Source organism: Bacillus sp. z50, from assembly GCF_058313585.1.
Genome location: NZ_JBZFQL010000001.1, coordinates 706,265 through 732,885 on the forward strand (window position 1 = coordinate 706,265; position 26,621 = coordinate 732,885).

General features: G+C 35.9%; 15 protein-coding genes and 2 pseudogenes. 9 read left to right on the forward strand and 8 right to left on the reverse strand.

The genetic code is table 11. The features are described from left to right. Positions 1-51: 51 nt before the first annotated feature. The gene (locus tag AC4G3N_RS03335; RefSeq protein ID WP_491089716.1) at positions 52-5,001 is read right to left on the reverse strand and encodes a Cna B-type domain-containing protein; all 4,950 of its coding nucleotides are present in this window, start codon (positions 4,999-5,001) and stop codon (positions 52-54) included. A 556-nt stretch (positions 5,002-5,557) separates the two neighbouring features. Then, positions 5,558-6,313, reverse strand: a complete 756-nt coding sequence (locus AC4G3N_RS03340) for an aminoglycoside adenylyltransferase domain-containing protein (RefSeq protein ID WP_491089717.1) — start codon at positions 6,311-6,313, stop codon at positions 5,558-5,560. A gap of 1,024 nt (positions 6,314-7,337) precedes the next feature. Here AC4G3N_RS03340 and AC4G3N_RS03345 point away from each other — a divergent pair. From AC4G3N_RS03345 to AC4G3N_RS03365, 5 genes are read left to right on the forward strand one after another with little or no spacing between them, the layout of a single operon-like run. Beyond that, entirely contained in the window at positions 7,338-7,643 is a 306-nt protein-coding gene (locus AC4G3N_RS03345) for an antibiotic biosynthesis monooxygenase family protein (protein ID WP_491089876.1), read from the forward strand. Next, on the forward strand, positions 7,643-8,011 hold the full coding sequence (locus AC4G3N_RS03350) for a hypothetical protein (RefSeq protein WP_491089718.1): 369 nt from the start codon (positions 7,643-7,645) through the stop codon (positions 8,009-8,011). Before AC4G3N_RS03345 ends, AC4G3N_RS03350 begins: the two co-directional genes overlap by 1 nt. A 4-nt stretch (positions 8,012-8,015) precedes the next feature. Beyond that, the gene (locus tag AC4G3N_RS03355) at positions 8,016-8,666 is read left to right on the forward strand and encodes a cobalamin B12-binding domain-containing protein (RefSeq protein ID WP_491089719.1); all 651 of its coding nucleotides are present in this window, start codon (positions 8,016-8,018) and stop codon (positions 8,664-8,666) included. Further along, positions 8,653-8,838 (forward strand): hypothetical protein, encoded by a 186-nt coding sequence (locus AC4G3N_RS03360; RefSeq protein WP_491089720.1) that lies wholly within the window; start codon positions 8,653-8,655, stop codon positions 8,836-8,838. The genes AC4G3N_RS03355 and AC4G3N_RS03360 overlap by 14 nt, the downstream gene beginning before the upstream one ends. A 9-nt stretch (positions 8,839-8,847) precedes the next feature. Continuing rightward, on the forward strand, positions 8,848-9,414 hold the full coding sequence (locus AC4G3N_RS03365; protein WP_491089721.1) for an STAS domain-containing protein: 567 nt from the start codon (positions 8,848-8,850) through the stop codon (positions 9,412-9,414). A gap of 198 nt (positions 9,415-9,612) precedes the next feature. On the opposite strand, the gene AC4G3N_RS03370 is transcribed toward AC4G3N_RS03365, so the two are convergent. Continuing rightward, positions 9,613-12,078 carry a DUF2357 domain-containing protein gene (locus tag AC4G3N_RS03370; RefSeq protein WP_491089722.1) on the reverse strand — a complete coding sequence of 822 codons (2,466 nt, stop codon included), beginning with the start codon at positions 12,076-12,078 and terminating at the stop codon, positions 9,613-9,615. Next, positions 12,053-13,165, reverse strand: a pseudogene (locus tag AC4G3N_RS03375) (McrB family protein); the annotation flags it as partial. The gene AC4G3N_RS03370 and the pseudogene AC4G3N_RS03375, both read right to left, overlap by 26 nt. A gap of 683 nt (positions 13,166-13,848) precedes the next feature. Between AC4G3N_RS03375 and AC4G3N_RS03380 the strand changes: the two are divergent. After that, complete coding sequence (locus AC4G3N_RS03380) at positions 13,849-15,459, forward strand: McrB family protein (RefSeq protein ID WP_491089723.1); 1,611 nt, start codon at positions 13,849-13,851, stop codon at positions 15,457-15,459. A 1-nt stretch (position 15,460) separates the two neighbouring features. After that, positions 15,461-16,684: a 5-methylcytosine restriction system specificity protein McrC gene (locus AC4G3N_RS03385; RefSeq protein WP_491089724.1), complete on the forward strand. Its 1,224-nt coding sequence runs from the start codon at positions 15,461-15,463 to the stop codon at positions 16,682-16,684. Positions 16,685-16,737: 53 nt separating this feature from the next. On the opposite strand, the gene dcm is transcribed toward AC4G3N_RS03385, so the two are convergent. Continuing rightward, positions 16,738-18,027, reverse strand: coding sequence for a DNA (cytosine-5-)-methyltransferase (gene dcm, locus AC4G3N_RS03390; protein WP_491089726.1), 1,290 nt, complete (start codon positions 18,025-18,027; stop codon positions 16,738-16,740). Positions 18,028-18,700: 673 nt separating this feature from the next. Between dcm and AC4G3N_RS03395 the strand changes: the two genes are divergently transcribed. Together AC4G3N_RS03395 and AC4G3N_RS03400 are read left to right on the forward strand one after the other, a co-directional pair. Further along, on the forward strand, positions 18,701-18,820 hold the full coding sequence (locus AC4G3N_RS03395) for an IS3 family transposase (RefSeq protein ID WP_491089877.1): 120 nt from the start codon (positions 18,701-18,703) through the stop codon (positions 18,818-18,820). Positions 18,821-19,249: 429 nt separating this feature from the next. After that, positions 19,250-19,393, forward strand: a pseudogene (locus tag AC4G3N_RS03400) (IS3 family transposase); the annotation flags it as partial. 728 nt (positions 19,394-20,121) lie between these two features. Here AC4G3N_RS03400 and AC4G3N_RS03405 read toward each other — a convergent pair. Genes AC4G3N_RS03405 through AC4G3N_RS03415 form a run of 3 tightly spaced genes read right to left on the reverse strand, consistent with a single transcriptional unit; the run spans position 20,122 to position 26,443 of the window. Further along, a complete protein-coding gene (locus AC4G3N_RS03405) occupies positions 20,122-23,112 on the reverse strand; it encodes a type I restriction endonuclease subunit R (RefSeq protein WP_491089727.1) in 2,991 nt (996 codons plus the stop codon). 14 nt (positions 23,113-23,126) lie between these two features. Then, the gene (locus tag AC4G3N_RS03410) at positions 23,127-24,437 is read right to left on the reverse strand and encodes a restriction endonuclease subunit S (RefSeq protein ID WP_491089728.1); all 1,311 of its coding nucleotides are present in this window, start codon (positions 24,435-24,437) and stop codon (positions 23,127-23,129) included. Next, positions 24,437-26,443, reverse strand: a complete 2,007-nt coding sequence (locus AC4G3N_RS03415) for a type I restriction-modification system subunit M (RefSeq protein ID WP_491089729.1) — start codon at positions 26,441-26,443, stop codon at positions 24,437-24,439. Before AC4G3N_RS03415 ends, AC4G3N_RS03410 begins: the two co-directional genes overlap by 1 nt. Positions 26,444-26,621 lie beyond the last annotated feature (178 nt).

Here is a 26,621-nt window from a genome sequence, read left to right on the forward strand (position 1 = left end):
GAATCTCCCAAGCTGGTTTTCTATTAATTAGTATTCACTTACTCTAAAAGCTTAGTGTTTTCTTTTCCAAACATACAAGCCACTTCCAGCGATAAGGAATACACCTAAAACCAATAGAATATTTAATGTAGATTGGCCAGTTTTAGGATTTTCAATGAAGTTTTGCACTACTTCAATAATAGTTGGTTCCTCTTGCTTTTCAGCAGAAGCACCCTGATCCACGGTTGGTTCTTCATGATCTGGTGTAACTACTGGAGCATCCTGCTCAGATACTGTTACTGTTACAGAACCTTCATCAACTATTTCTTTACCATCAATAACCACTTTTGCTACTGCAACGTTGGTTAGTTCACCAACGTCCTCTGCAGTAGCCACATATGTGACTGTAAAGGTTTCGTTTTCACCCGCTTCCAGTTTCTCAATAACGGTATCGAGACCAACCATTTCGTCCACTACGTTTACATTAGTCAAGGCGTGTTTGCCTGTGTTAGTAACCGTAATGGTGTATGTGATAGTTTCTCCGACTTTAACCTCTTCTTTATCCGCTTCTTTATTCACATCAAGAGCGTAAGTTGGATCAACGATGACAGTGACTTCATCACTGATTGGATCCATACCGTCTACAATAGCTGTTATGACATTTGTATACGTTGTATCAGGCAGGTCTGTTTTCGGAATCACATAATCAACTGTGTACGTAGCTCTTTCGCCAACCTTAAGATTAATTGGACCTGTATAGCCTTCAAGTTCCAATTGTCCAATACTAGCATCGCCATTTTTACTGAAAATGCCTTTAAGTTCGATTCCTTCCAAATCAACGTCACCATTATTTTTCACGGTGATTGTATAATGGATGGTTTCACCTTGTTTGTATTGATGTTTGTCTGTTGTTTTGGACACTTCAAGACTTGGAGTTCCTTTCGTGTTTTCAATCGGCATTTCGACTACAGATTGATCGTCGATTGTAACTGTCCATTTTTGTCCTTCTTCAAAAATGTACCCTTTTGGAGCCTTAGTTTCTTCTAACTGATATTCTCCATATGGTAAATTCTCAAAGAGTGCTACCCCTTTATCATTAGTAGTAAGAGTTTGGACATTTCCATCTTTATCTGTAAGCGTAAATTCTGCGCCTTCCAAGACTTTCTCGTCATCTGCAGAATCCACTTTTACTACTTTCAAGTCCCCAACCGGCTCATAATGATTAGTGAAGGTTACTACAGTTCTGTTGTTTTCACTTACCACTATTTGACCTTCAAGTGCTTCTACGGATTCTTCCGTACCGCTGACTTGATAGCTTGTTCCAAGATAGTTGTAAGATTCGTTACTATAAGCTTGATCAGGCTTAACTTCTTTAATGGTATACGTACCAGGTGTCAAACCTTTAAGTACCTCACTACCACCGGCTGGTATTTTGATTTCTTGCTCAGAATCCTCTGCTCCTGTAATAATGAAGGTAAATTCAGCAGCACCCAAGTGATCCTTAGATACTCCAGTCACCTCTTTATTCACTTTTACGCTACCAAGCTTATAGCTATTAGTGATATTAAAATCATTAACTGTTGCCTCGTAGCCAGGGACTGGTTCTTCTGTTACAGAGTAGACGATCTCCTCGCCAGCCTCATACTTTGGTAGACCTGTAAAGCTGTATGTCCAGTTACCTTCCTCATCAGGAGTCACTGTTGCACTGTCGACTTTTTCTTCGTTAGCTAACAGGTTTACCGTGATAGATTCAGGGCGATTATCATCCTGATTGTCCATGTCATCCCATGCCTTGGTACCAGTGATGGTAGTCAACTCAGGCGTATGAGTGTTAGTGATATTGAAGCCGTCCACCTTTGCTTCATAGCCTGCGACCGCCTCTTCTTCTACGGTATACTCAATTTCCTTACCATTTTCATAAACCGGTAGGTCCTCAAAGGTATATGTCCACTTGCCTTCCTCATTGGCTTTCACGATCGCATCCTTAACCTCTTTGCCATTCGCCAGTAGGGTCACGGTAATGGAATCTGGACGGATTCCATCTTGGTTATTGTTGTCATCCCAAGCTTTAGACACGGCAACTTTAGTCTGTTCTACTTCATAGCTATTGGTTATTGTGTAGCCATCTTTAGCAGTGCCCGTAATTTCGGCAGTGTAGCCAGCCGGTACTTCAACTTCCTTCACGGTGTAGTTGATAGCCTTACCATTTGCATTCACATCAAGCTCGGTCCAAGTATGTTTCCAGTCGTTGTCCTTGCTTAGTGTGATAGGCTCGCCTTTTGCTTCATCACCAGCATAAAGTTGAACCTGTATAGAGTCTGGACGGATTCCATCTTGGTTATTTTTGTCATCCCAAGCTTTAGACACGGCAACTTTAGTCTGTTCTACTTCATGGCTATTGGTTATTGTGTAGCCATCTTTAGCAGTGCCTGTAATTTCGGCAGTGTAGCCAGCCGGTACTTCAACTTCCTTCACGGTGTAGTTGATGGCCTTACCATTTGCGTTCACATCAAGCTCGGTCCAAGTATGTTTCCAATCGTTGTCCTTGCTTAGTGTGATAGGCTCGCCTTTTGCTTCATCACCAGCATAAAGTTGAACCTGTATAGAGTCTGGACGGATTCCATCTTGGTTATTTTTGTCATCCCAAACTTTAGACACGGCAACTTTAGTCTGTTCTACTTCATGGCTATTGGTTATTGTGTAGCCATCTTTAGCAGTGCCTGTAATTTCGGCAGTGTAGCCAGCCGGTACTTCAACTTCCTTCACGGTGTAGTTGATGGCCTTACCATTTGCGTTCACATCAAGCTCGGTCCAAGTATGTTTCCAATCGTTGTCCTTGCTTAGTGTGATAGGCTCGCCTTTTGCTTTATCTCCGGCGTAAAGTTGAACTTGAACGGAAGTTGGACGGATGTCATCCTGGTTATTGTTATCATCCCAAACTTTAGACACGTCTACTTTAGTCTGATCTACTTCATGGCTATTGGTTATTGTGTAGCCATCTGCAGCAGTGCCCGTAATTTGGGCAGTATAGCCTTCCGGTACTTCAACTTCCTTAACAGTGTATTCGATGGCTTCGCCGCTTGCATTCATATCAAGCTCGGTCCAAGTATGTTTCCAATCGTTGTCCTCGCTTAGTGTGATAGGCTCGCCTTCTGCTTTATCTCCGGCGTAAAGTTGAACTTGAACGGAAGTTGGACGGATGTCATCCTGGTTATTGTTATCATCCCAAACTTTAGACACCTCTACTTTAGTCTGATCTACTTCATGGCTATTGGTTATTGTGTAACCATCTGCAGCAGTGCCCGTAATTTGGGCAGTATAGCCTTCCGGTACTTCAACTTCCTTAACAGTGTATTCGATGGCTTCGCCGCTTGCATTCATGTCAAGCTCGGTCCAAGTATGTTTCCAATCGTTGTCCTCGCTTAGTGTGACAGGATCGCCTTTTGCTTCATTATTAGCATAAAGTTGAACTTGGACGGAATCTGGACGGATGTCATCCTGGTCATTTTCATCATTCCAAACTTTTTTGCTAGAGATGGAGGTCTTCTCAGATGTATAAGTATTGGTAACCAGAATAGATTCGCTGGCATTGTCAGAAGTCAGGGTAACAGTATCGTCCACTCCATCGCCAGTAACTGACAAGTTATATCCTTCAATTTGAGCATTATCCGCGTTCTCGACCACATAATAGGTACCGAAGTCCAGAGGGCAAATAAAGACGCTTTCGTTATTTCCCAACTGATACGTATCGACCTTACTCAGATTATCGCCATCCTTTTTATACAAAGTAATGGTATAGTCTTTTTCTGTGCTCACGCCAACGACAGATTTCGCCAAATTCAAAGAACCAACAGAAGTACTACCGGCAGACAGCTTCACATCAATTCCACTACCGTTAACGATGTTCCCCTGTTTCCAACTTTCTTGTTGGTTATAGCCATCAAGACCCGGGCAAACATTTACAGAATCCCAGTATCCTATATTGTTGACGCTCAAAGTTACCTGGACTTCAACATTTTTGCCATCAACCTCTACTGTAACGTTCTTGGTTAGCTTCACAGTATAGGTAATCTGATTATCCATGCTTCCCACAGGGAAGGTACCTTTCAGACGAACTTGAGTATTACCTTGATTATCGGTACTTGTTCCTCCGTAACTGTAGTCATCGGAGTCATAGGTATTACCCTTGCTGTCAGTAATGACGATAATCACATCGCCATTACTAATCTCTTCCGCAGTAAAAGAGAATGTTACATCTTTTGGATTTCCATTGACATACACAGTCGCTTTCAAATTCTCACAAGCGATATCTATATGGTCAACGGAACCAGTATTAGCTCTACTATCAAGGGAAAAAGTTGCTATGCCTAATTCATTTTCCTGATTTTCAGCTTTTTCTTCATCAGTTGCTTGTGCTACTTCATCTTTTTCATTTTCTGTAGCTTGTTCTGCTTTACTTTGGTTATCCGCTACTTGAGTATCCTGATTATTTGCGGACTCCTCAGTCTTTTCTTCATTAGCTGAATCCTCAGAAGTTGCTTGTTCTTTCTCAGACTCTTCTGTGCTTTCCTGAGAATCGGCTACTTCTTCTTTAGATTCATCCATACCCTCTTCAGAATCTACTACTTTTTCTTTAGATTCTTGCTTGCTTCCAACAGAATCGGTTACTTCTTCTTTTGGTTCTTCCTTGCTTCCAACAGAATCTGCTACCTCTTCTTTTGGTTCTTCCTTGCTTGCAACAGAATCTGCTACCTCTTCTTTTGGTTCTTCCTTGCTTGCAACAGAATCTGCTACCTCTTCTTTTGGTTCTTCTGTTGCTTCATCAGTTACAGAATACGTCAATACATCAGAATCTTCTCCGCTCGCAGTCAGTGCAGTTGGGAATACATCACCTTCTACAGCAGCTGAATTGCTGTAACTTTTAGCACTCACATACTGTGCCGCTGGAGTTAAAATGGTTTGCACAAGAAGAAAAAGCAAGGTAAGAATGGAAAATACTCTCTTCCTCATGCGTTTCTTCATGCAGTACTTACTCCGAGTCGATCTCATGATTCACACACCCTTATGAAGTTTTTGGAGCAGCTTTTAAAGCTCTATCTAATCAATTTCGCAAAACATCTCCCCTCATTTATATTATTTATTAGAATAATATTAAAAAATAATAAATATTCTAATAAACCATGTACACTCATTATATTATCAATTTTTAAATAATTTAAACTAGTGTAATTATTGACAATAGTTATATTAATATACAATTAGAGATATGGGATTAAGCTAGTGAAACATACGGAAATCATGGTATCTGAAGGGCTAGTTAGGAGGTTATGTTTTTTTAAGGATTGATGAATTTTTTACAAATTAGTGACAAATAAACTTGGCATTTCAATCTCTTATAGAAGATTGCAAGTTTTGATTCATTGCGGACTCTGTTATACATACAGACAAATAAAAAAAGCCTTATTAAAGGCTTTTCAAAAAGAGCTATCTATCCTTTTATACTTCTTTTAAGCATCATTTAAAATACACGGTTATACTTTCTATACTGTTAGATTTTTATAAAGCAGCATTAATTGATTTACTGTGTCAACTTAGTATCAATGTACTCTTTAAATTCCAGAAGTTCCTTATCCTCAGGCCTGTTGCCTTCCATAACCTTCTGTACCGTTTCAGCTACCATTTTAGGCAGTGTATTAATTGCCCACTGACCTGCTTCTTGCTTAGAAGTAATGATTCCTGCTTTTACATACCAATACACCCTAACCATATTTAGCACACAATACTTCGGATCCTTCTCTAAGTTAACAAGACACTCCCGATAATCTTCCATTACGGATGATAGATAATCACTTTGGGGAACTAGCGGGAAAACTTCTTCAATTGGAGGACCCTCAAGGCAAATCCCACGTCTATGAAGAATCGTGATATGGGCAGCTAAATCTGGATCTTTTAAGTCTGCTTTATTAAGATAGTAGTCTGCATCCTCTTCATACTTTTCTCTCCAATATTCACTGTAATGGAAATCATACGGACAAGGATGCTGCCAATTCTTTAGTTGATCTTTGTTTAAAAAACTGACTTCAATCGGAAATGGTTTTCCGGAATTGGATAGAAAATAATTAACTAACTCCTTTTTAGCCTCAAAGGTTAGTGGATTTTCAGTCACTACGATAAGATCGATGTCACTGGACTGCGGATTAAATCCATCCATAGCTAATGAACCATGAACATAGACCCCTTTAAAATTATCTTGAAGACTTTCTTTTATTTGCTCTAAAACCTTATAGACATAATCTTTTATTTCGGTTGTGCTTGTTTCCCATGAATAAATCATACTTACACCCCTCAATGAATTATTTACTCTTACTCTATTTTTTTACGGAATTTTGCTCATACTATCACATTATCTGTGATCAAAAAGCGAGTTAGACCGCATTCACATGAAAATTTTTCCTTCCATACTTACACAATAGTATAAAAACAAATAAATATCCATTAAAGATTGGATAATATGGCTACCAAAAAACACAAATAGTCTATTACGGACACAAAAGTGCCAAACTATTTATGATTTAAATTGAAAAATCGGTAGGAAGAGGTGGTGTTACGTTCATTCAGGTATCATTCTAGTAAATAAAAATGGCATTAACTTAAATACTGTTTGATTTTACTAAATAGTTTGTCGGAGTAAACTTATACTTCTAAAGGTGGAATATTTCGGATAATAATAAAATGCTAGATTGGATTTTAACATAAGATATAGATGACATTATATTTATAAAAAATGGACGATCGAATTAGCTTAGGAGATGCAAATGATTTTATTAATATTGCCATGTCTTTATTGGAAAACTCTTTTTCAATCTGAAAATAATAAAAAACACGACCCTGCTAGTAACGAAACAGGGTCATGCTCGATTCATCATCTAGCATTCAGCTTCATTCAGTTGCTCTAATGCTCTCATAGCTAAACTCGAAAAATAGTATGCCACTCCGGCAAGGCTTCATCTTTCAACTCAATGGTCGGATGATGCCATTCTTGCGACCATTTACGCCCATCCACATAAAGAATCACGTCTACACTCGCTTATATTACGAGCTTTTTCTTTTTTGTTCCTTTTCAACCCTCCCCCTGTCAATGGACAGGAAGGTTCAACTTTTGATAAGGTGAATATGAAACAAATCAAACCATCTGTAACAGATTAATAAGGTAAATCAACAAATTAACAAATTCTATCAAGAGTTCATCATAATATGGACTCTTTTTTCTTAATATTTTGTATTTATGAAAAGGACTCTATTTTATATAATTTTAAAAGAATGTAGTGAAAATCTTTGAATTAAAAGGGAGTGTTACTATCTTTAGCGTATTTTCTACATTTAAGGTACCAGGAGAAAAAAGCGAGGAAGTTATAAAGATTTATAGAAACCGTTCCCGGAAAGTCGATCAAGCTCCCGGATTCATTGATTTTTTCCTCTTACAGAATGAGAAACATCCTGATGAATTGACCGTTCAATTACTATTTGAAGAGAAAGAGGATTATCTTAACTGGGTAAGGAGCAGCCAATTCAAAGAGATTCACGAATTAGAAAAAAAGTATCCTGATCAAGAATTAGCCGGTGTTATACCTACAGTGACAAAATATAAGGTGGTCTGCAAGTAATGAATACAACTCTATTCATTGAACAAGTGACAGAACGAATCTATGCACTTGATCCCTCCTTACAGGATCGTTACGGGGAAAAAGGAAAAGACAAATGTAGGGCAGATAACAAACACCATCTTGATCATCTACAAACGGCCTTTGAATTAGATAATGCTAAGGTATTTACGGATTATACACTCTGGTTAAATGGAATCCTGCAAAAATACGGAATGAAGACACAAACACTGCTGGATAATTTCGTGATATTAAAAGATGAGTTGGAGCTAACCTCAAGTTTTCCAGATATACAACAGAAAATGTACCTATCATTTTTAACAGATGCCATTGACATTCTTGAGTGCGAAAAAGCCAAAGAGGAGGCATAACTATATGCAATCGATTATCGATTTCACCAGCATCTTACTTTCTGGCAATTACAATAAAGCCTGGGATTATATTAAATCTCTTAAACATCTTTCAACTTTAGATATCTATGATCAACTCCTAACACCTGCCATGCAGCGGATTGGGAACTTATGGGAAAACAATGAGATTACAGTAGCCGATGAACATATAGCGACAGCCACCTGCGATTTTGTTTTATCCAGATTGGCGTTTGAGCACAATCTGAACCCAACACCTTCTACTAAAAAAGCAATGTTTCTTTGTATAGAAGGAGAGCAACATTATATTGGCTTAAAAATGGCAGCACAATTATTCAAGGAAAATGGCTGGGAAACCAAATATTTCGGACCGAATCTTCCTCTTGAATATGCGCTACATACTGCCACCGAATGGAAACCTGATGTCATCGGACTTTCCTTGACCATTGTCACCCATTTACCAAAGTTGAAATCATATACAGACAGCTTCAAGGCATTACCTGTGCCTCCAAAAATCCTTATTGGCAGCAGATTGGGCAATAAATATGATTTAAAAACGTACTCGAGCGGAGATCCCATCATCGTAACGGATTTATCGGATATAGAGACGTGGCTAAAAGATTATTCTATAGGAGAGACAAAAAATGCAATGTATTGACACACCACTACCACTTCCCTATATAGTAGTAGACTATAACGGAAAAATTCTACAATACAATTCCCTGTCATCTAATCTATTTAATTTAAACACCTCAGATATTTCAGGGGTTATAGATGATGAAAGTATGAACAAGCTTGTCAAAGCAAGTTTATCGAATGAAAGTACGTAACAAATAGAAGTGAATGTTCATACGAAGGAGTCCTCGCTGGCCTTATTTGATGTATATCTATCAGATGACTCAACCGGAAGAATGCATATTCTTTTTGTCTCCAAGGAAAAGAACAATCAAGTATATCTTGATAAAATTTTAGAGTTGCAAGAAAGACTGGCACACACAGATTTTGAATTACTCGAGCAAAAAGAAAAACTGGAAGACGTACTTATGCGATTAAACAAACTTTCCGGGCCTTTTATCCCTCTGTCCGATAAAATGTGCTATATCCCTTTATTCGGGGACATAACATCTGAAAAAATCAATTTGATATCCGAACATGTCCTCCACTCAGTCTTTAATGGAGAGTATCAAAATATCCTGATAGATTTAACGGCTGTTGGTGAGGTAGAAGATGATGGTATCAAAAAATTAATCGACCTCATCCGTACGCTTCGATTTATGGCAGGAAGCAAGATTCAACTAATCGGCATTCAACCAAGACTGGCAAAGGTTCTCTCTACCTATGAACTTGAAAGTATAGTTGAATTCAAATCATCCCTGCAATATATCTTACAGAATGAATATGCATGATGATTAACAGCGTTTATTATAATCAGTCTTTCATGCCAATCTCTAAAAAATTACTATTCATCAAGTTGTAATCATACTGATAGGTCAGATCGTTGTCCTTTCAGTATGATGGATTAACATCTCTCCAGCCTACTTCATCCAAATATATTATCTAGATTAAAATGGATTGTTCTCTATTCAAACAAAAAAGAGACTAACTCAGTCAGTCTCCAATAATGACAAGATTAACTTAAATACCGATGTAGGGTGAGTGTTTAATTTCGTCCAAGAAACAGTGTCTTGATAATCATCTTTGATAAAAATAATTTCTTGGTTTTCTTGATTTAATAAAACCTCAATATCCTTAAAGGAAAAATCATTTATAGCAGAAGCCTGATCTGGTTCTTCATGATTTAAACCAATTTGTATTCGGTCCGAAACTCTCCTAAGCATCTTCCAAAGAATCATTTCTTCTCTTGTTTTCATATAAAGTTCAGGTAGCTCTCGAGCTTCCATCAATTGATTAAAACTGGTCATCATACTTGTGCCGATTCCGTACCGAACCGGTACAATAGTATGGTTTAGCTCTTTCCAAACATCTATATAGTAGACTACATAGTCATCTTGAATCTCTACATCCCGAATGAGTCCATACTCTTTAATCCCTTTTTGGTTTGTTATTCCTTCCTTAAGATACAAGGCAATATATTTTGCTTCCTGCCAGCCTTTTTTTAGATAAGAAATCGGTATTCTGTATGATCTTGAGTGAATAAAATCTGCATAAGCTACTTGATCAGGTACCAAACCAACTAATACTTTTTCCACTAATGAAGACTTCCACTCTTCTTCAGTACCTCTTGGCAAAATACCCTCTTTTTGTAATTCTTCCGGGCTTTTTTCAATTAACCGTTCTACAAATTGTTCGACCATATCAGTAGTGTTCGGCAAGAATGGTAGCCCTCCAATATTCACCAAGCCAATGCTTTTATAAAAGGCATGATACTTATAGGATTCTTCATCATGCCATGGGAACAAGACATAGGCACCAAAAGCAGTTCGTTCATACGGACCATTATTCATGGCTACTATGGAATCACGGTACCTGTGCATCGTATTAATATCATCTTCCATAGGCCCAGGTGTTTGATATTTACTGCCATAATAACTGTCAGCCTGTGCATACTCCACCCTATATTTAGCATCAAATATATATTGGTAATCAAATTCCTTGCCCTTCTTCTGAATACTTAGCATAGTATCCGGCTTCTGGGAGAGTGTGGGCAGTTTTCCCGTATAGCTTTGATAAACAAGTTCAATCCGCTCACCAGTAACAGGATGACGAAAGGTACGCTTTGCAGTCTTATTTGTATCCAAATTGACGAATAGCCCATTGCGATTTACTTTCACAATATCCTGATTAATTTGTTCGTATTTTCTACCAAGCAATTGTCCCAGCTTAATAAACGTCCAGTACTCATAGAGAAGTGCCACATCTTTAACAGACATTTGATAATAGTTCCCACGGAGAATAAGGCCCTTGGAAATCATAAGATATAATTGAAAAGCATCCCGATAACCAGGTGCCATTTGAAGAACCAAACTGACATTCATATTGCGATCCAATCGTTGAATCGAACGCCAAAAAGGATTTTTCATTCTCTTATCCAACGTTGATTTCATATCATTGAGACGATTCAATAAATCAGCATCAGGCTCTTTATTCCAGCTCTTCTCCTGTTTATATATGGCCTGGATCAAGTCCTCCAATTTATCAATAAGCCTACCCATTAACCATTTAATATAACGATTTTCAAACGTATCATAGCGTAATTCTTTCTTCCCTACCAATCCTTCTGTTGGCATTAGCTGCCGATTATGAATGGGGATTCCAGATTGAACATCCACCCATAAATGAGATCTTTTTTGAAGATACTTTCTCGTCGTGGAATCTGTTTTCCTCAATTGGTCTCCACGGACACGCTGATATGTTTGCTCTAATTTATGATGAGGCTGTTGTTCGATTCGAATAATAGCTTGGACGAATTGGTTAAAATGTTTTCTAACCAATTGATAAAATTCCGTTTGACTTGGTGTCCCATCAAGCTTGATCCCCGCCTGCAAATAGGTCTTTTTAATAAAGTGAAAAGCTAAATTATAGATTTCTTCGTTAACCTCATCCAGTAAACGTTCATAATCTTTCCGATAATCCAGCTTTGTAGGGAAAATTTCGAGAGTTACTCTCAATAACGTTTTATCATAAGAACGGATTTCAAAACTGGTGAGTCCCACCTCATTTTGAAAACTGAGATTTCCCATAAGGAAGGAGCCCATAGGTAATTCCGTTTTTGTAACAGCATTCCGCAGTAATGGATGCTCATGATAAAACGCTACCTCTTGTTTATTTTTAGGAACTATCATGACAAGGTATGTCCCATTTTCAAAAAAGATTGGTCGTAAAGCGCTATTCTCAGATAGCTGCATCGTTTCAATATCAAATACTTCTACACTCTCCCAGCCCTCACCCAATGCCGAAAAATGCATAAAATCATGATAGTCCATATTACGATATTGTTTTAAACCTTCATACCGTTCGTGAAAAGGTTTGCCTTTGATAACTAACGAGAAGTCACGATGCTCAATCTTCACTAATTCTATTTCATCAGACCCAGAATGAGGTAAAGCCATCGTCTCTTAACCTCCCAAGCATCTCTATTACTTTTCTTGTGCTTTGAGGATATAGGGCATTTACTGTATCTATCAGGCTTAAATCATGATCGTCATTTAACTCTCTTTGAGTAAAGATTCGATATAATCCTTTTAATAACGTCTCAATCCGGCTATCACTGCCTGAAATCCGCGGAAGTATTTTTTGCAGAATACAATAATCGAGTGCCTGCTCATACTCCATTAATTCCCCGGATTCATTATAGGCAAGGTAAAAACAAATCTCATCCCTGACACGATATCCGACATGTGCGTTGGTAATTCGCAGCTCATTATTTATTTCTTCCAGAACCATTGTTGTCTTTTTAACTAGATCTCCATATTCCTTATAAACATCTTTTAAATGAAGATATTTAGATTCAAGCACCTGATTAGAGATAGGCATGGGCTCTGTCTCTTCCAAATCTTCCAAAAAGGAAAAATTTGATAACTCCACTCTGTTAAACTCAATCGTATTCGCACGATCAAGCACCTTTTTACTGAAAGGATGAGTCGTTTCATCCATATTGACGGTCCCAATTACATATACATTGGAAGGCAAATATAAATCCTTATCATATCCTGTAACATCTTTTGATAGCAAAGGTGAGGTAATTAACTTACCATCTTTCCATTTCCTGCTTTCCATGATACTGAGAATGTCACTGAAATAGTGTTCCACCCTGGCCAGATTCATCTCATCCAGCAGGACAAAATAAGGATCATTCGGATGGTCTGTAGCTTGTCGAATCACCTTTGTAAGAGGACCTTCTTTAAACTCACCTTTAATATCCACATACCCCAATAAGTCTGAACCATCATTCCAGTCTGGTCGGACTGGGATAATCGCTAATTGTCCATTGACCTCATTCGCTCCCAGGCTCTCAGCAAACCATTGCACCATCTTTGTTTTACCCGTACCGGATATTCCGGATAGAATAACAAATGGTTTGGATTTTAAAGAGAGAAATAAGTTATTTACTTCTTCCTGACTGTAGAGAAAGCCTTTGTTTTTGATATAAGAATGGATGTGGGAAGTTAATTCATTCATGCCTTGGAAAGATTCTTTTATAATATCGCTACTATCTTTATGTGTATAATTGACTGCTACATCATGTTTATCAATATATTCTAATAAATATATAACTAATGAAAAATCATTATCTTGGTTTTTTAAAATATCTATAGCTTCTTGAATTGATTGTTCTAGGAAGATGCCTTTATGCTTTGCAACCAATCCAATATAGTGCAAAATCGCCATAGATTTATAGCCCCTACTATGACTAGGATCTAATCCTAGTATGTCTCTATCCAACCTTCTATGAGATTTTGATTTAAACAAATAATTAAAAACAATCCTGCTTCTTGTCTCATTATCATAATAATTATATTCTGAGGATCTTTCCTTCGGCTCTAAAGGAGGAACAATTAACTGTGTAACCAAAACTTTTCACCTACCCTATATATATGATAAAACAAGTATAGAACAAAATTAGACAAATTGACAAAAGCCCCTCAACTAGTAACTAAGGGGCATGGATAAAATATTCTTACAAGAAAAATATAGAAACCTCGATTGGTCTAATTTCCAAACTCTATTGTTACCTATTATATAGCCTATTTACAATTTCAAATATCGTCAGTGAATAAGAATGAAGTTTGGTAAGATGTTAAACAAAAGAAAAAATAAAGTAGTATATTAGACATAGTGAATTTTATGCACAAAATCAAAAAAGGTTAGGAGTTATGTTAATGGAAAATCATTACTTAAGCGAAACCACAATATCCGATAGTTATAATACTCTTTCAAGTATTAATTTAAAGTACGATGGCGAACTGTTTACTTTGCTAATTCTAAAACACGCAGGATTATCCCAACATGATTACCTTAATTTATCGACAGAACTGACAAAAAAGAAATTGTTAGAAGCGACACGCCAATTGGCCTACTTATTCATCTCCGATGATTATTTAAAAGAACAGCATAATTTTATTAATCCTTTAGCCATGAACGGGTGGGGAAAGAATACTAAAGAACCAATTCAATTATGGTCTACGCAAAGATTAATTAATAACGTTACAGGCGGGGGACGTCAATGGAAAGCTATTGTCGTAAACGATCCTGATGATCCTAATACAATAAAATTAAAACACAATTATTTAGATTTTTTCAAGAATATGGAAGATAAAGTTCCGCTGGATGCTTTAAGTATTTGGTTTGCGAGGTTTATTGAGTTTCCATATGAAGTACCATTATCTAATTTAATTCAAAATTTCGCTCAATTCTTCAATATCACTGAAGAGGAGAAGACTTTAATTTTTTCCACGAGTAACAGAATCACATTTGAATATGCTGAAGAAAGGGTAACTTCTAATTTTATTAGATCCTTAATTGGTAATCCTGAGAAGAATCCTGGCTGGATTGAACGTTTCAAAACTGTAGATATTGAAGCACCACAAACCCAGAATTCGCTAATCCAATATGGTAAGGGAACTCTTTCAATTCAAGGTCGCTCAATTTTAAGCATTGACTTTTACAAGGGATTAATTAACAACGCCAAACAGGTAATCTTCATGGGCCCACCTGGAACATCAAAATCATTCCTAGCCAAGAAATTATCTGAAAAATTTAACGAAGTAAAGAGAATTCAATTCCACCCTCAATATTCTTACCAAGATTTTATCGGAGGGAAAATTTTAGAAAACGGAAACTTAAGAGATAAAAAAGGTGAGTTAATCAAATTTATAGAGGAAGCAACTTCAAGAGAAAACCAAAAAAAAGAATATTTATTAATAATTGAAGAGATTAATCGAGCTAATGTTAGTCAGGTATTTGGAGAAATGATTCAATTATTAGACCGAGGCGAATCTCTCAAATTAACTTTTAATGGAATAGAAAAGGATTATTACTTACCGGATAATCTTAAAATTATCGGGACGATGAATACAACTGATAGGACGGTCGGTCGTATAGACTATGCTATAAAACGCCGTTTCTATCAAATATATTGTAGGCCAGACATTGGGATTCTTATTGATAAAACGAAAATTGAAGGAAATGATTTTTCTATTGCTGACTTATTGGCAAAAATAAACCAAAATTTACTCTCTGTTTTGAGTAATAAAGAAATGGTAATAGGACATGCTATTTTCCTGAAAGATTTTGTTTATTCTTCAGAAACCGATAAATTCGTATGGCCAGTAGAGCATTTTGAACATTTGTTTAATTATGTTGTAATACCTTTAATTGAAGATTATTGCAACGGAAACGGTGATTTAATTATGAATGTAATAGGAGAAAAACTTTACAATCAACAAACTGGTCCCGAGTTTAAAAAAGCTATAAAGGAATACTTAAGCTAATATGAGCGTAATTAATATCTACGAAAACTCTTCTTATACTCTAGACAAAAGATATATTGATGAATTTAAACAGTTTCTAAATGATAATAAAGATTTACCTATGGTATTACAAGGTGAGACTATAATTTTTGATAACTATACCATTGGCAGCATTCGTATCAGTGATTTGGTTATCAATATTCAACCACGTATTTCTAAACTTTCTTCTAATCATTATTTAGAAATGCAACTGTATAATGAGGGTTTGTTAAATGACAAAATCAGTAGCCTTTTAGGAGAAAATGAAAGTTTTGGAATTCAAGAAAATTTAATTGATCTTTTTCTGCAGGAAGCATTTGATTTAGTCCATCATGGTGTTGAAGGAGATTTTGTAAAAGTAAGAGAAGAAACAAATCAAATACGTGGGAAAATTTTGGTCGATCAGATTTCTCCTATAAATTTGTTACAAGATAAAATTCCAATTGAATATGAAGTCCATACTTTGAACACTTCATATAATAAAATCATTAAACTCGCTTTAGACAAAGTTAGGATTCTAGGAAGGAAAGATAAGCATATTAAGCTGCATGCCCTGGTGAATTCCTATTTTGATGAAATTGATGTCGATAATACTGATATAAGCCTTTTATTACAGCAAAAAGAAGATAAAATTTACTTTGAAAATGTGAAGTATCCCATAGTTTTAGGGATAGCAGAGAAAATTCTAAAGGATTTAAAAATCAATCTAAAAAGCAATCAAGTTACCAGCTCTTCTTACTTAGTTAATTCAAACAATCTTTTCGAAAAATATGTAAGAAAAGTCCTTTCGAATCATATTAAGTTAAATGTAACGAAATGGGATAAGGCCAAACCAATGGGTAAGTTTAAAGTAGGTAACAATGAGTTAATTAAATCTTATTCACCAGATATTTTAATTGATTACCATAATGATACTAACACGGCTTTTGCTGTACTTGATGCCAAAAATAAAGATATTTCCAATCACAATAAAATCGGTGAATTATCTGATTTATATCAAATACTTTTTTACTGTTACGCATTGAATTCCATTTATGGAGGATTAATATATCCATATTATGGTGCTCTTCAACCTGTAAGAATAACTATAGATAGCTTTAAAGAAACAAATTTATTTGCATTTTCGGTGGATTTTTCAAAACCGATTAAGGAGCGTAATACGATTTTTGCAGATTATATAAAAAGCACTTTACATTTAATTGATTAAACTGAAGCCGATAGAAAGATGCGTCGTAAAAATTAGGACGCATCTTTCTCACATTAGACTTCAATTAACTCCAACTGCTTCTCAGCAGGAATATCTGATTCATAAGCATGTAGCATACTTTTTATAATTTTTGAAATAACAGTTACCGTTACAGAATTACCAAGTTGTTTCTTAGCTTGGGTTGAGGAATTGGCCAATTTAAAGTTTTCAGGAAATCCTTGTAATCGTGCGCATTCTCGGTCTGAGAGATGACGTCCTAGGTCCCATAACTTCGGAGCTCTAGCTGCGATGATAGATGGAGCAAAACTGTCTAAATTACAGTAATATGCTTCTTGTATTTGAGTTTTTGCAAAATCACCTACATGGAAGCGTAAGGATTTATCAGGTTTTAAATAAGAGAATACTCCATATTTGCCTTTCTTTGTATTAGGCGCATATTTAGAGTTATCATGTTCCACTCTTATTTGGTTAAGTGATTCAAGAGGACAACAATTAAAGTGATGGTTGATCCTACTCATTTCAAACTCACTTAATTTAAGAGAAGAGTTCTTGTTTTCATCCCAATCAATTATGTCCCGAAGGGTAACTTTTTCGTTTGTAGGTCTAGGAAACTCGAAGGCTACATCCTTACTAAATCCTACACAATACCATCTTTCCCTAGATTGTGGTACTCCAAAATGTAAGCTGTTTAAAATAGTCCAATGCACGTGATAGCCTAATTGATCAAGATGCTCCATTATTGTATCTAGAGTCTTCCCTTTTTCATGAGATTTTAACCCTTTAACATTTTCTAGTAAAAACATTTTAGGTTTTTTCTCTTTTAAAATTCTCACAACATCGAAAAAGAGGGTACCACGAATTTCGTCTTCAAATCCTTGTAATTGTCCGGCATAGCTAAAAGGTTGACAAGGAAATCCGGCAAAAAGAATGTCAAAATCAGGAATATCTTTTGCTTTTATTTTAGTTATATCTCCTTCGGGCATTTCTCCAAAGTTATTTTTATATACTTCACAAGCAAATTTATCGATTTCCGATGAATAAACGCAATCCATACCATTTTCTTCACCAGCAAGTCTAAATCCACCGATACCTGCAAACAAATCTATAAATTTAAGGTTGTTATTAGTTTTCATTTTTTTCCTCTCCGGGACATACTCTATAATATCTTCAATATTGCACTCTAAATAATTACAAATTCGCTCGAGTACTTCCATTCTTACATTCTCATTTTTACTTAATCTGGACAAAGATGCTGATGTTATTCCACATTCATCACGTAATGTGGTTTTATTCATGCCTATATCCGTTGTTAATTTCCATAATCTCTCATATGAAAAAGGCATAATCATTCCTCCATTATCGTGTGTTAATTATTCTACTTATGTAGAATTTCCATACACCGAATAATATCACACGAAAGGATGTTCGTAAAGAAAAAAGTACAACCCTTTTTCAATTTAATATAGTTCAAATTTAAAAAGCAACCTTAATCTTATTCTAAAATTATCTCTCCACCTTAACAACCCATGATAAAGATATATTAATATTTGAATGCCAAGTATAGATTGCTAGGAAATTATTACTGTAACCGGAAATTATATGTTGTACTTGAACAATATTGTACTGTCATTGGCCTAACCAATCCCCTATGATTGCTTCATGGAAGAATGCTTTTCTTGAGGGGTGAACTGGACCCTGGATAACACCACCCATGTCTGATAAAGAAAAGAATAGAAGAAAATATAAGAACACGGATTCGAATGAGATGATATAAGAACAAAAAATAGAAAGAGAAAATGAACTTCTTCACTTGTAGGTCGAATACTTAAGAGCTTTTCTGATTTCGGAAGGGTATCTCGATAAACACAGGCAGCGCTATCATTCAAACTTAAAGAAACCTACCGATTAAAAAATGTGTTGCATATCGTGAATCTACCTGATCCTACCTATCATTATCATATAAAAATTATGTAGAAAAAGAATCCCGATCAGGTTCTGTAAAACTGCATTCAAGCCATTTTCGAAGAGAAACATGGTAACTATGGATATCTTGGAATTCATCTAGAATTGAGAAACATAGGGATTCATGTGAATCATAAGAGGGGTCAACGTATCATAAAGAAAACTTGGGCTTAAAGGAGAGAAATTCAGAAGGAAATCACACCGGTACAGTTCTTATAAAGGAACCTTTGGGACTGTTGAGAAAACCCATATTCAACGACGTTTCCACACAAATATTTGGCATTAAAAATTAGCAATAAATACCACAGGGTTTAAGTGTATGAATGTCATAAAGCTTTATTTAAATCCAATTATAATAGATCTGTTTAATGGTGAAATTCTTTCCTAAGGAATAGGCTCCGTCCAACCTTAGACTTGCCCTTCAACCTCTTGAGTAAGAGTTGGAATCGTGATAGACTCTTCCTATCGAACAACGGTTCATTCAGATCAGAGATGACATTATCTACATAAACTATGGGTGAAACCCCTTAAGAAAGAGAAGAATTTTCAAAACATGTCCTGAAACGGAAACTATTTGGATAACTCACTTATGAAAAACTTTTTAATCTATTAAAACAAGAGATGTATCGTGGAGAGGTATTGTGTTCCTTTGAGAATCTTAAAAAGAAGATCGAAGAATATATTCATTATTATAATTACAACCGTATTACAGTAAAATTAGTTGGCATGAGCCCCGTTGAGTACTGACTTTATAACACCAATTAGATGCTTAAAAAACTCTGATTTTTGGAGTCACCTCAATTATTGAAATCTACCCGGTAAAAGTTGAATACTTTTTTTATAATTCAGGTTGTGCATTAACATTCCTATAGTCACCTAAAATAACCAACCATGTAACATTCCTCAACACACCTAATTCCTTTTATTTAATACAATTATTTCATAAATGGTAATCGTTTTCAATCCACTTTTTTTGCAGAAAGTACCTATTATTCATTCCTTTTTAAATTGAATTAAATAAACGTAATCTATGTCCCATCATTGATAATAAGCTCTTTCTTCTGTCTTTTTATTCAACTTACAGACAGGCGTGAAAATTGAGTATCAAGAAAAAATAGTAGAGTGTGTAAGTGAGAACTATACAATTGATTTAGGTAAGAAACTTAAAGAAGTTTCGATACTAAACGATTTAACTCAGCAAATCTTACACTCTTTAGTGAATAAGGTCTCCTTTAGCCTTGAGTGTAATCCACGAATACATTAATAACGTCGTAAATCCTTTGGAGGAACAAGAATAGGCAAAAACTGCAAATGTTAGTCGCCTTCTTTTATAATGAATTGCGACACACACACTCCACATGTTTGGAATTCATGTGTCATCACATTGGATGTTGGTGAGTTCATAATTGTTCAATTAAAAATAGCTCCAAGAATAAATAATGATTCTTGGAGCCTGATTGCATTATAATTTCCTTTTACTGATTCACTTCTGCATAAACCTCATTCATCATATCTTCCATAATGAAGGTACGGAATTCTTCATTCTCTAATATCTTCATAAAAAACTTCTCATTCGTATTCATACGATCGATAACGAAGTCCATGAATGTTTTTTCAAATGCAAATTTAAAGTTGTCTTTTGTGTTATTCTTGGCTTTCTGTTGAATGTCTTCACTGTTCATCATATCTTCTTTTACCTGAACACGTGATAAAAAATCCGTTTCGGAAAAATCTGTGCCGAATCGTTCATTCAACTTATCAACAATCGAAGATAATCGCACCTTTTCATCTTCTAGTGCACCCTTCGTACCATGAGAAACTGGCGATAATTCTACCTCACCCGTTTTCTCTAACTCAATGCTTCCCTCAAATATCTTTTGATTACGATAGTATTGTAGCGCTACATCATCTGCCATATAAATATCCTTATCTATACTACTGCGTGGTAGTTTACGCAATAGATAGTTTAAGTAGATATATTGCTTATGCAACTCAACATCAATAAACGATGCAATCTGTAAGACGAAGGCATACGTTCGTGTGAATTTTGTTGCGGATGCCTTGAACGCTTCTTGTTCCTCCACCGATAAATCACGTTTAAATCGCTCTACACTTTTATCAATCACAGCATTTAGTTCCGTTTGTTCTTTGGATGATTTGTTGAAACCACCTTTAATTTCTAGTTCATTAACTGTCCGAACTTCTTCTTCGGTATATACTTGATACGGTGCAAGCTCTGCCTGTAAGTCATATAAGATGTTTGGATCTGTTACTTCCTCAAGGCCTGTTGTTTCATAATAGGGCTGGAATGAGGCTTGAATATCCTTTGGATCATTCACAAAATCGAGCACAAATGTGTCATCCTTACCAGGGCACGTACGATTTAATCGAGACAACGTTTGAACCGCTTTAATCCCGCTTAGTGGTTTATCCACATACATTGTATGGAGTAGCGGCTCATCAAAACCTGTTTGATACTTCTCTGCTACTAGGAGCACTCTATATTCATCTGAATGAAATTTTTCAGGTAACTCTTTCTCACTAAAACCATTCATATCCGATTCTGAGTATGGTATATCTCGATCTTTTACAATGCCAGAGAAAGCTACAACTGTTTTCAAATCATGATAGCCCATCTTATCAATGTACCTATCAAAAGCAATCTTATAACGCACCGCATGTAGACGGCTTGCTGTTACCACCATTGCTTTCGCTCGACCACCGATTTTATGCCGTGTAAAATTACGATAGTGTTCAATTATGATTTCCGTTTTTTGAGCAATATTATGAGGGTGAAGTGACACATATTGGGCCAGTTTTTTCGTAGCTTGTTTTTGTGACACCAACGGATCATCATCTACTTGTTTTGCAATCTTATAAAACGTCTTATACGTTGTGTAATTCTGTAGTACATCTAAAATAAAACCTTCTTCAATCGCTTGTCTCATCGTGTACTCATGAAATGCGTGTGGCTTGCCATCCTCACCCATTGTCCCAAACTTCTCTAGTGTCTTTGGTTTGGGCGTTGCCGTAAAAGCAAAGAATGAAACATTATCCTGCTTTCCGCTCTTTATGATGGTTTCGATGATTTGTTCTTCTAGATTATCCATATTTTCTTCTGCAATACGATCTTCTTCATACGCATCTTCCAACGTCTTATCCGATAAAATATTTGTCAATGCTGTGGAAGCTTTACCACCCTGTGAAGAATGGGCTTCATCAATAATGACTGCATATTTCTTCCGTTCAAGTCCAGATACTTTCTCCATGATGAATGGAAACTTTTGCAGAGTTGTAATGATAATACGTGTTTCGCCAATTATTGCCGCTGCTAATTGATTCGAGTCCTTATTAATACGCTCAACCATGCCTGCTTTATGTTCTAACTGATACACAGCATCTTGTAGTTGTTTATCCAGTACTCGACGGTCAGTAATAACAATTACACTGCTAAAAACCGCCTCATTTTGTTCATCATGCAGTTTGGCCAGACGATGTGCGAGCCAAGAAATCGAATTTGTTTTCCCACTTCCTGCACTATGTTGGATTAAATAGTTCTGACCAACATGTTTTGCTTCCACATCCACTTCGAGCTTCCGTACAACATCAAGCTGATGGAAACGTGGAAAAATAAGCAACTTACGCTCATCAACCACTTCTCCGTTTGAATCTAAAATGTCGTCCTTTTTTACATATACAAAACGAAACAAAATATCTAATAGACTATCTGGCAATAATATTTCTTCCCATAAGTAATGGGTACGGTAGTTGTTATAAACCGTTGGATTTCCTTTACCACCGTTATTGCCTTTATTGAAGGGCAAGAAATACGTTTTATCTTTATCCAGCTTCGTTGTCATAAATACTTCATCCGGGTCAACTGCAAAATAAACTACGACACGCTCATTGAAATGGAACAGTTGCTCTCTCGGGTCTCGGTCTTTTTTGAATTGCTTAATCGCATGTTCGACTGTTTGACCGGTAAACTGATTTTTCAGCTCCATTACAACTAGAGGTAAACCATTGATGAATATAACCATATCCAAGCTATTATTATGTTTATCGCTATAATACACTTGTCGGCTTACAGAAAAAATATTTTTATGGTACAAGTCATTCATCAATTTATTCATAGTTGTGGGCGGCTTATTGTAAATCAACTTTAATGTTACTCCACGATCTTTAATTCCATGACGTAAGCAATGAATGATACCTTGTTTATTCAAGCATTCGCAAATACGAGTAAGTACCTTTTGTTTACAATCCGCACCATACGACCGCTCTAGAAATTTTAACTGTTTCTCTTGTGTAGCTTCCAGAAATTCGAAGAGCTTCTCGACATCTAACGCATACTTTTTAAAAAGAAGACTTGCTTCACCTTTTAGTGCACGCTTTTCATACCCATTCATCAAAAGTGACTCTTCAATATTAGTTTCAAAGCCTTTTTCAGAAGCATCAATAGCCATACTCTTCACCTCCGTTACGAGTTGATTTCTATATCACGTACATCTATCTTGCCTGTTACAGCTTCGTATATTAGCGATTGACGGTATTCTTTTAGCTTTTGGATTTGTTCTTGTGTTGATTCAATAATACATTTCATTTCAATTTCTTGATTTTCAAGATATTCTTTGATTTTAATTTGTTCATTAATAGGAGGTACTGGGATTGGAAAGTTTTTAAATACCTCCGTCTGCAATCTCCATCTACCTAAATTTGATACCCCTTGTCCATGTCCATAAAAAATCTTTTCAAAATAACACATTTGAAAATATCTCAAATAATATCCATGGCACTCTTCGGGATATTTCAAACGATAAACACGATAATCCGGACTTGTTACCCCTTCAAATTTTGAACAATCTACATAACCTGTCAACAAATCCATTCCGTTCATTACATAATCATCAATATCCACTCGTTGATATTTTTCATATGATTCAGCATGCTGTCCTGAAAAATCATTCAAGTCCTTAACTTTTAATCCTTTTTGCGTTAGCGAAAGTACTGTTAATTCTTCTCGTGGTTCAATTACTTTTTTTATGTCGAATTTATATTTAATCTTTTTAATTTCCCAATGCTCAGGTATTTCCCCAATCCATTCCACACCTGAATCTTTCATTTTCACATTTGGATTTAACCCTTTTGTTACGGCTTCTGTGATGATTGCTTGGCGTTGTTGTTCTAATAAGTTTATTAGTTTATTTTTCTTTGAAATCAATTCTTCATTTAATAATTCTTGTTTTTTTAAATACGAAGCTAAATTTCGTTGAATTTCTAATGGCGGAATTACTAATTGAATATTTTGTATATCACCTTTAGAAATACCAAATCTTGTTACCCCTTTTGCGCTAATCCAAAAATGTTCTTTGAAACCGAATGATGATAACAAATAATATAAGTATAAGCCATCAATTTTTTCTTTATTTGGTCTTATTAAAGATAAGTGATATCCGCAAACTACCCCTGGCATATCTGCCTCAACCCAAGTAGGAATTCCTATATCCAAGGGAGATTCTGAGTCTTTAGTAAGTATTACATCATCTTTTTGTAATGTGAGCTTCTTAATTTGCTCTTTGCTTGCTGTTGCAAACATAAAGGCAATTTTATTCGTAATCGTATGATTATAATAAACATCTACATAATTACAAAGTTTTACTCGCTCTTCACCTTCCACACTTTTCTTATCTACATTACTTAAATAAATATTTGCAACTTCTTTTAAACGCTTAATCTCCCAGTTCATAGGTAATTGCTCTAGAAATGGGATTCTATCTTTTCTCAAACTCATCACAACACCTTCTTCAACTGCTCAGCAATAATTATTTCTAGATTTTTAATCTCAGCCATAATTTCTTCTGAACTGCGTAGCGCTGTATATTTGTAGAACTGTCGAGTGAACGGAATTTCATAACCTACTTTTGTTTTTGATTCATCAATCCACGCGTCTGGTACATGTGGTTTGACTTCACGTTCAAAGTACTCATGGATATCTTCTTTCAGTGGTACATTTTCTGTATCACGTAAATCTGTATCTGCTTCAATCTCATCTTTTTTCTTCATACATGCATCTGCTGTTTCATCTTTTTCGGAAAGCCCAGCCAAAATAGCTTTAAATACAGGTGCACCGATTGTAAGTGCTTCTTGTTTGAAAGCCGCTTTCACGATTTTTTCAAATGCTTCACGATTTTTATACAATATGTCACTTTCTAAGCTTCGCAACACTTCAATAATCTTTACTTGCAATTCTTTACCCGCTTCAATTTCCACAAGGCCGTTATCGCCTTTCTTCTTCGATGACGCTAAGTTTTGGAAGGCTTTTTGTTCTGCCACACGTTGAATACGTTCTTCTGAAAACATGAAATTTAAGCGAAGTGGACGTTCAACCGTAATTTTTTGATAGCCGAAATCTTCTTTATCAAAAATCTTCACGAACTCTCCTGGTTTAAAATCACCGTACAAGCGCACAATTTCATCAATTTGTTCTTGAGAAATGAAAATACGTTTACTTCCCATGCTTTTCTTCATCTTTTGTGAGAAGTCAACCGCATTCACTAGCTGTACTTTCCCTTTACGTATAGCCGTTTTATTATTGGTCAAAATCCAAATATACGTTGAGATTCCAGTGTTATAAAATAAGTCATTCGGCATTGCCACAATGCCTTCGACAAGGTCATTCTCTAAAACATAACGACGGATTTCACTTTCACCGGAACCTGCATCACCTGTAAATAAAGGTGAGCCATTCATAATAATCGCTAGACGTGAACCTTGCGGATTTTCCGCTGTTACAGGTTTCATTTTTGAGATTAAGTGCAGCAAAAATAATAACTGGCCGTCACTTGAACGAGGTGTACCAGGACCGAAACGACCGTTATAACCTTGTTCCTCATGTTCAGCTAAAATTGGCTTTTGGTACGATTTCCAGTCGACACCGTATGGAGGATTCGAGATTAAATAATCGAATTTATTACCTTTAAATTGATCATTCGAAAGTGTATTGCCCAATCGAATATTTCTTGCATCTTCACCTTTAATTAAAATATCCGCTTTACAAATCGCATACGACTCATCGTTAATTTCTTGGGCAAAGAACTCCAAGTCAGCTGTCGGATTCAATTCTTTCAAATACTCTTGCGCAACCGAACCCATACCACCTGTTCCCGCAGCACAGTCATATAATGTTTGTGTCAAACCATGCTTCGTTAAAAAATCATCATCCTGCATGAACAGAAGGCTAACCATTAAACGGACAACTTCACGTGGTGTATAATGATCCCCTGCTTCTGCATGCTCAGAGAAACGACGAATCAATTCCTCAAAAATATAACCCATTTCTACATTTGAAACTACTTCTGGATGAAGATCAAGCTCACTAAAACGTTTAATCGTTAAATATAAAAGATCATTGTTATCCATCTTCTCTATTTGGCGATCAAAGTCAAAATGGTCCATAATATCACGAGCCATTTTCGAAAACCCATTAATATAGTCACGTAAGTTATCGGCTATATTATCTGCGTCACTCAATAACTTCGTGAAATCATATTTGCTTGTATTATGAAAATTTTGCTTCGCAATACGGTTTAAAATCGGCTCACGAGCATCTTCATTCATTGTTTTGAATTTCTCAGAGTTCGATAATACATCTTCTTTTGTACTTTCTAACACACAATCAAACCGACGTAATACAGCTAAAGGTAAAATTACCTTTCCATAATCATCTGGTTTATATGGCCCACGTAATACCTCTGCAATCGACCAAATAAAACTTACTTTATCTTGAAAATTAATCATGTTGTTTTCCCTTCTTATACAAAATACAACTTATTTACTATTAGAATAACAAATTAACACTTAATAAGTAAAAGTTGTTTATTTCCTTATTATTACATCCAAATAAATCTAACTACACCTTTTCAACAATCGATAAATAAAGTGAACATCGTAACAAAGCAAATTATATCTCATTCGT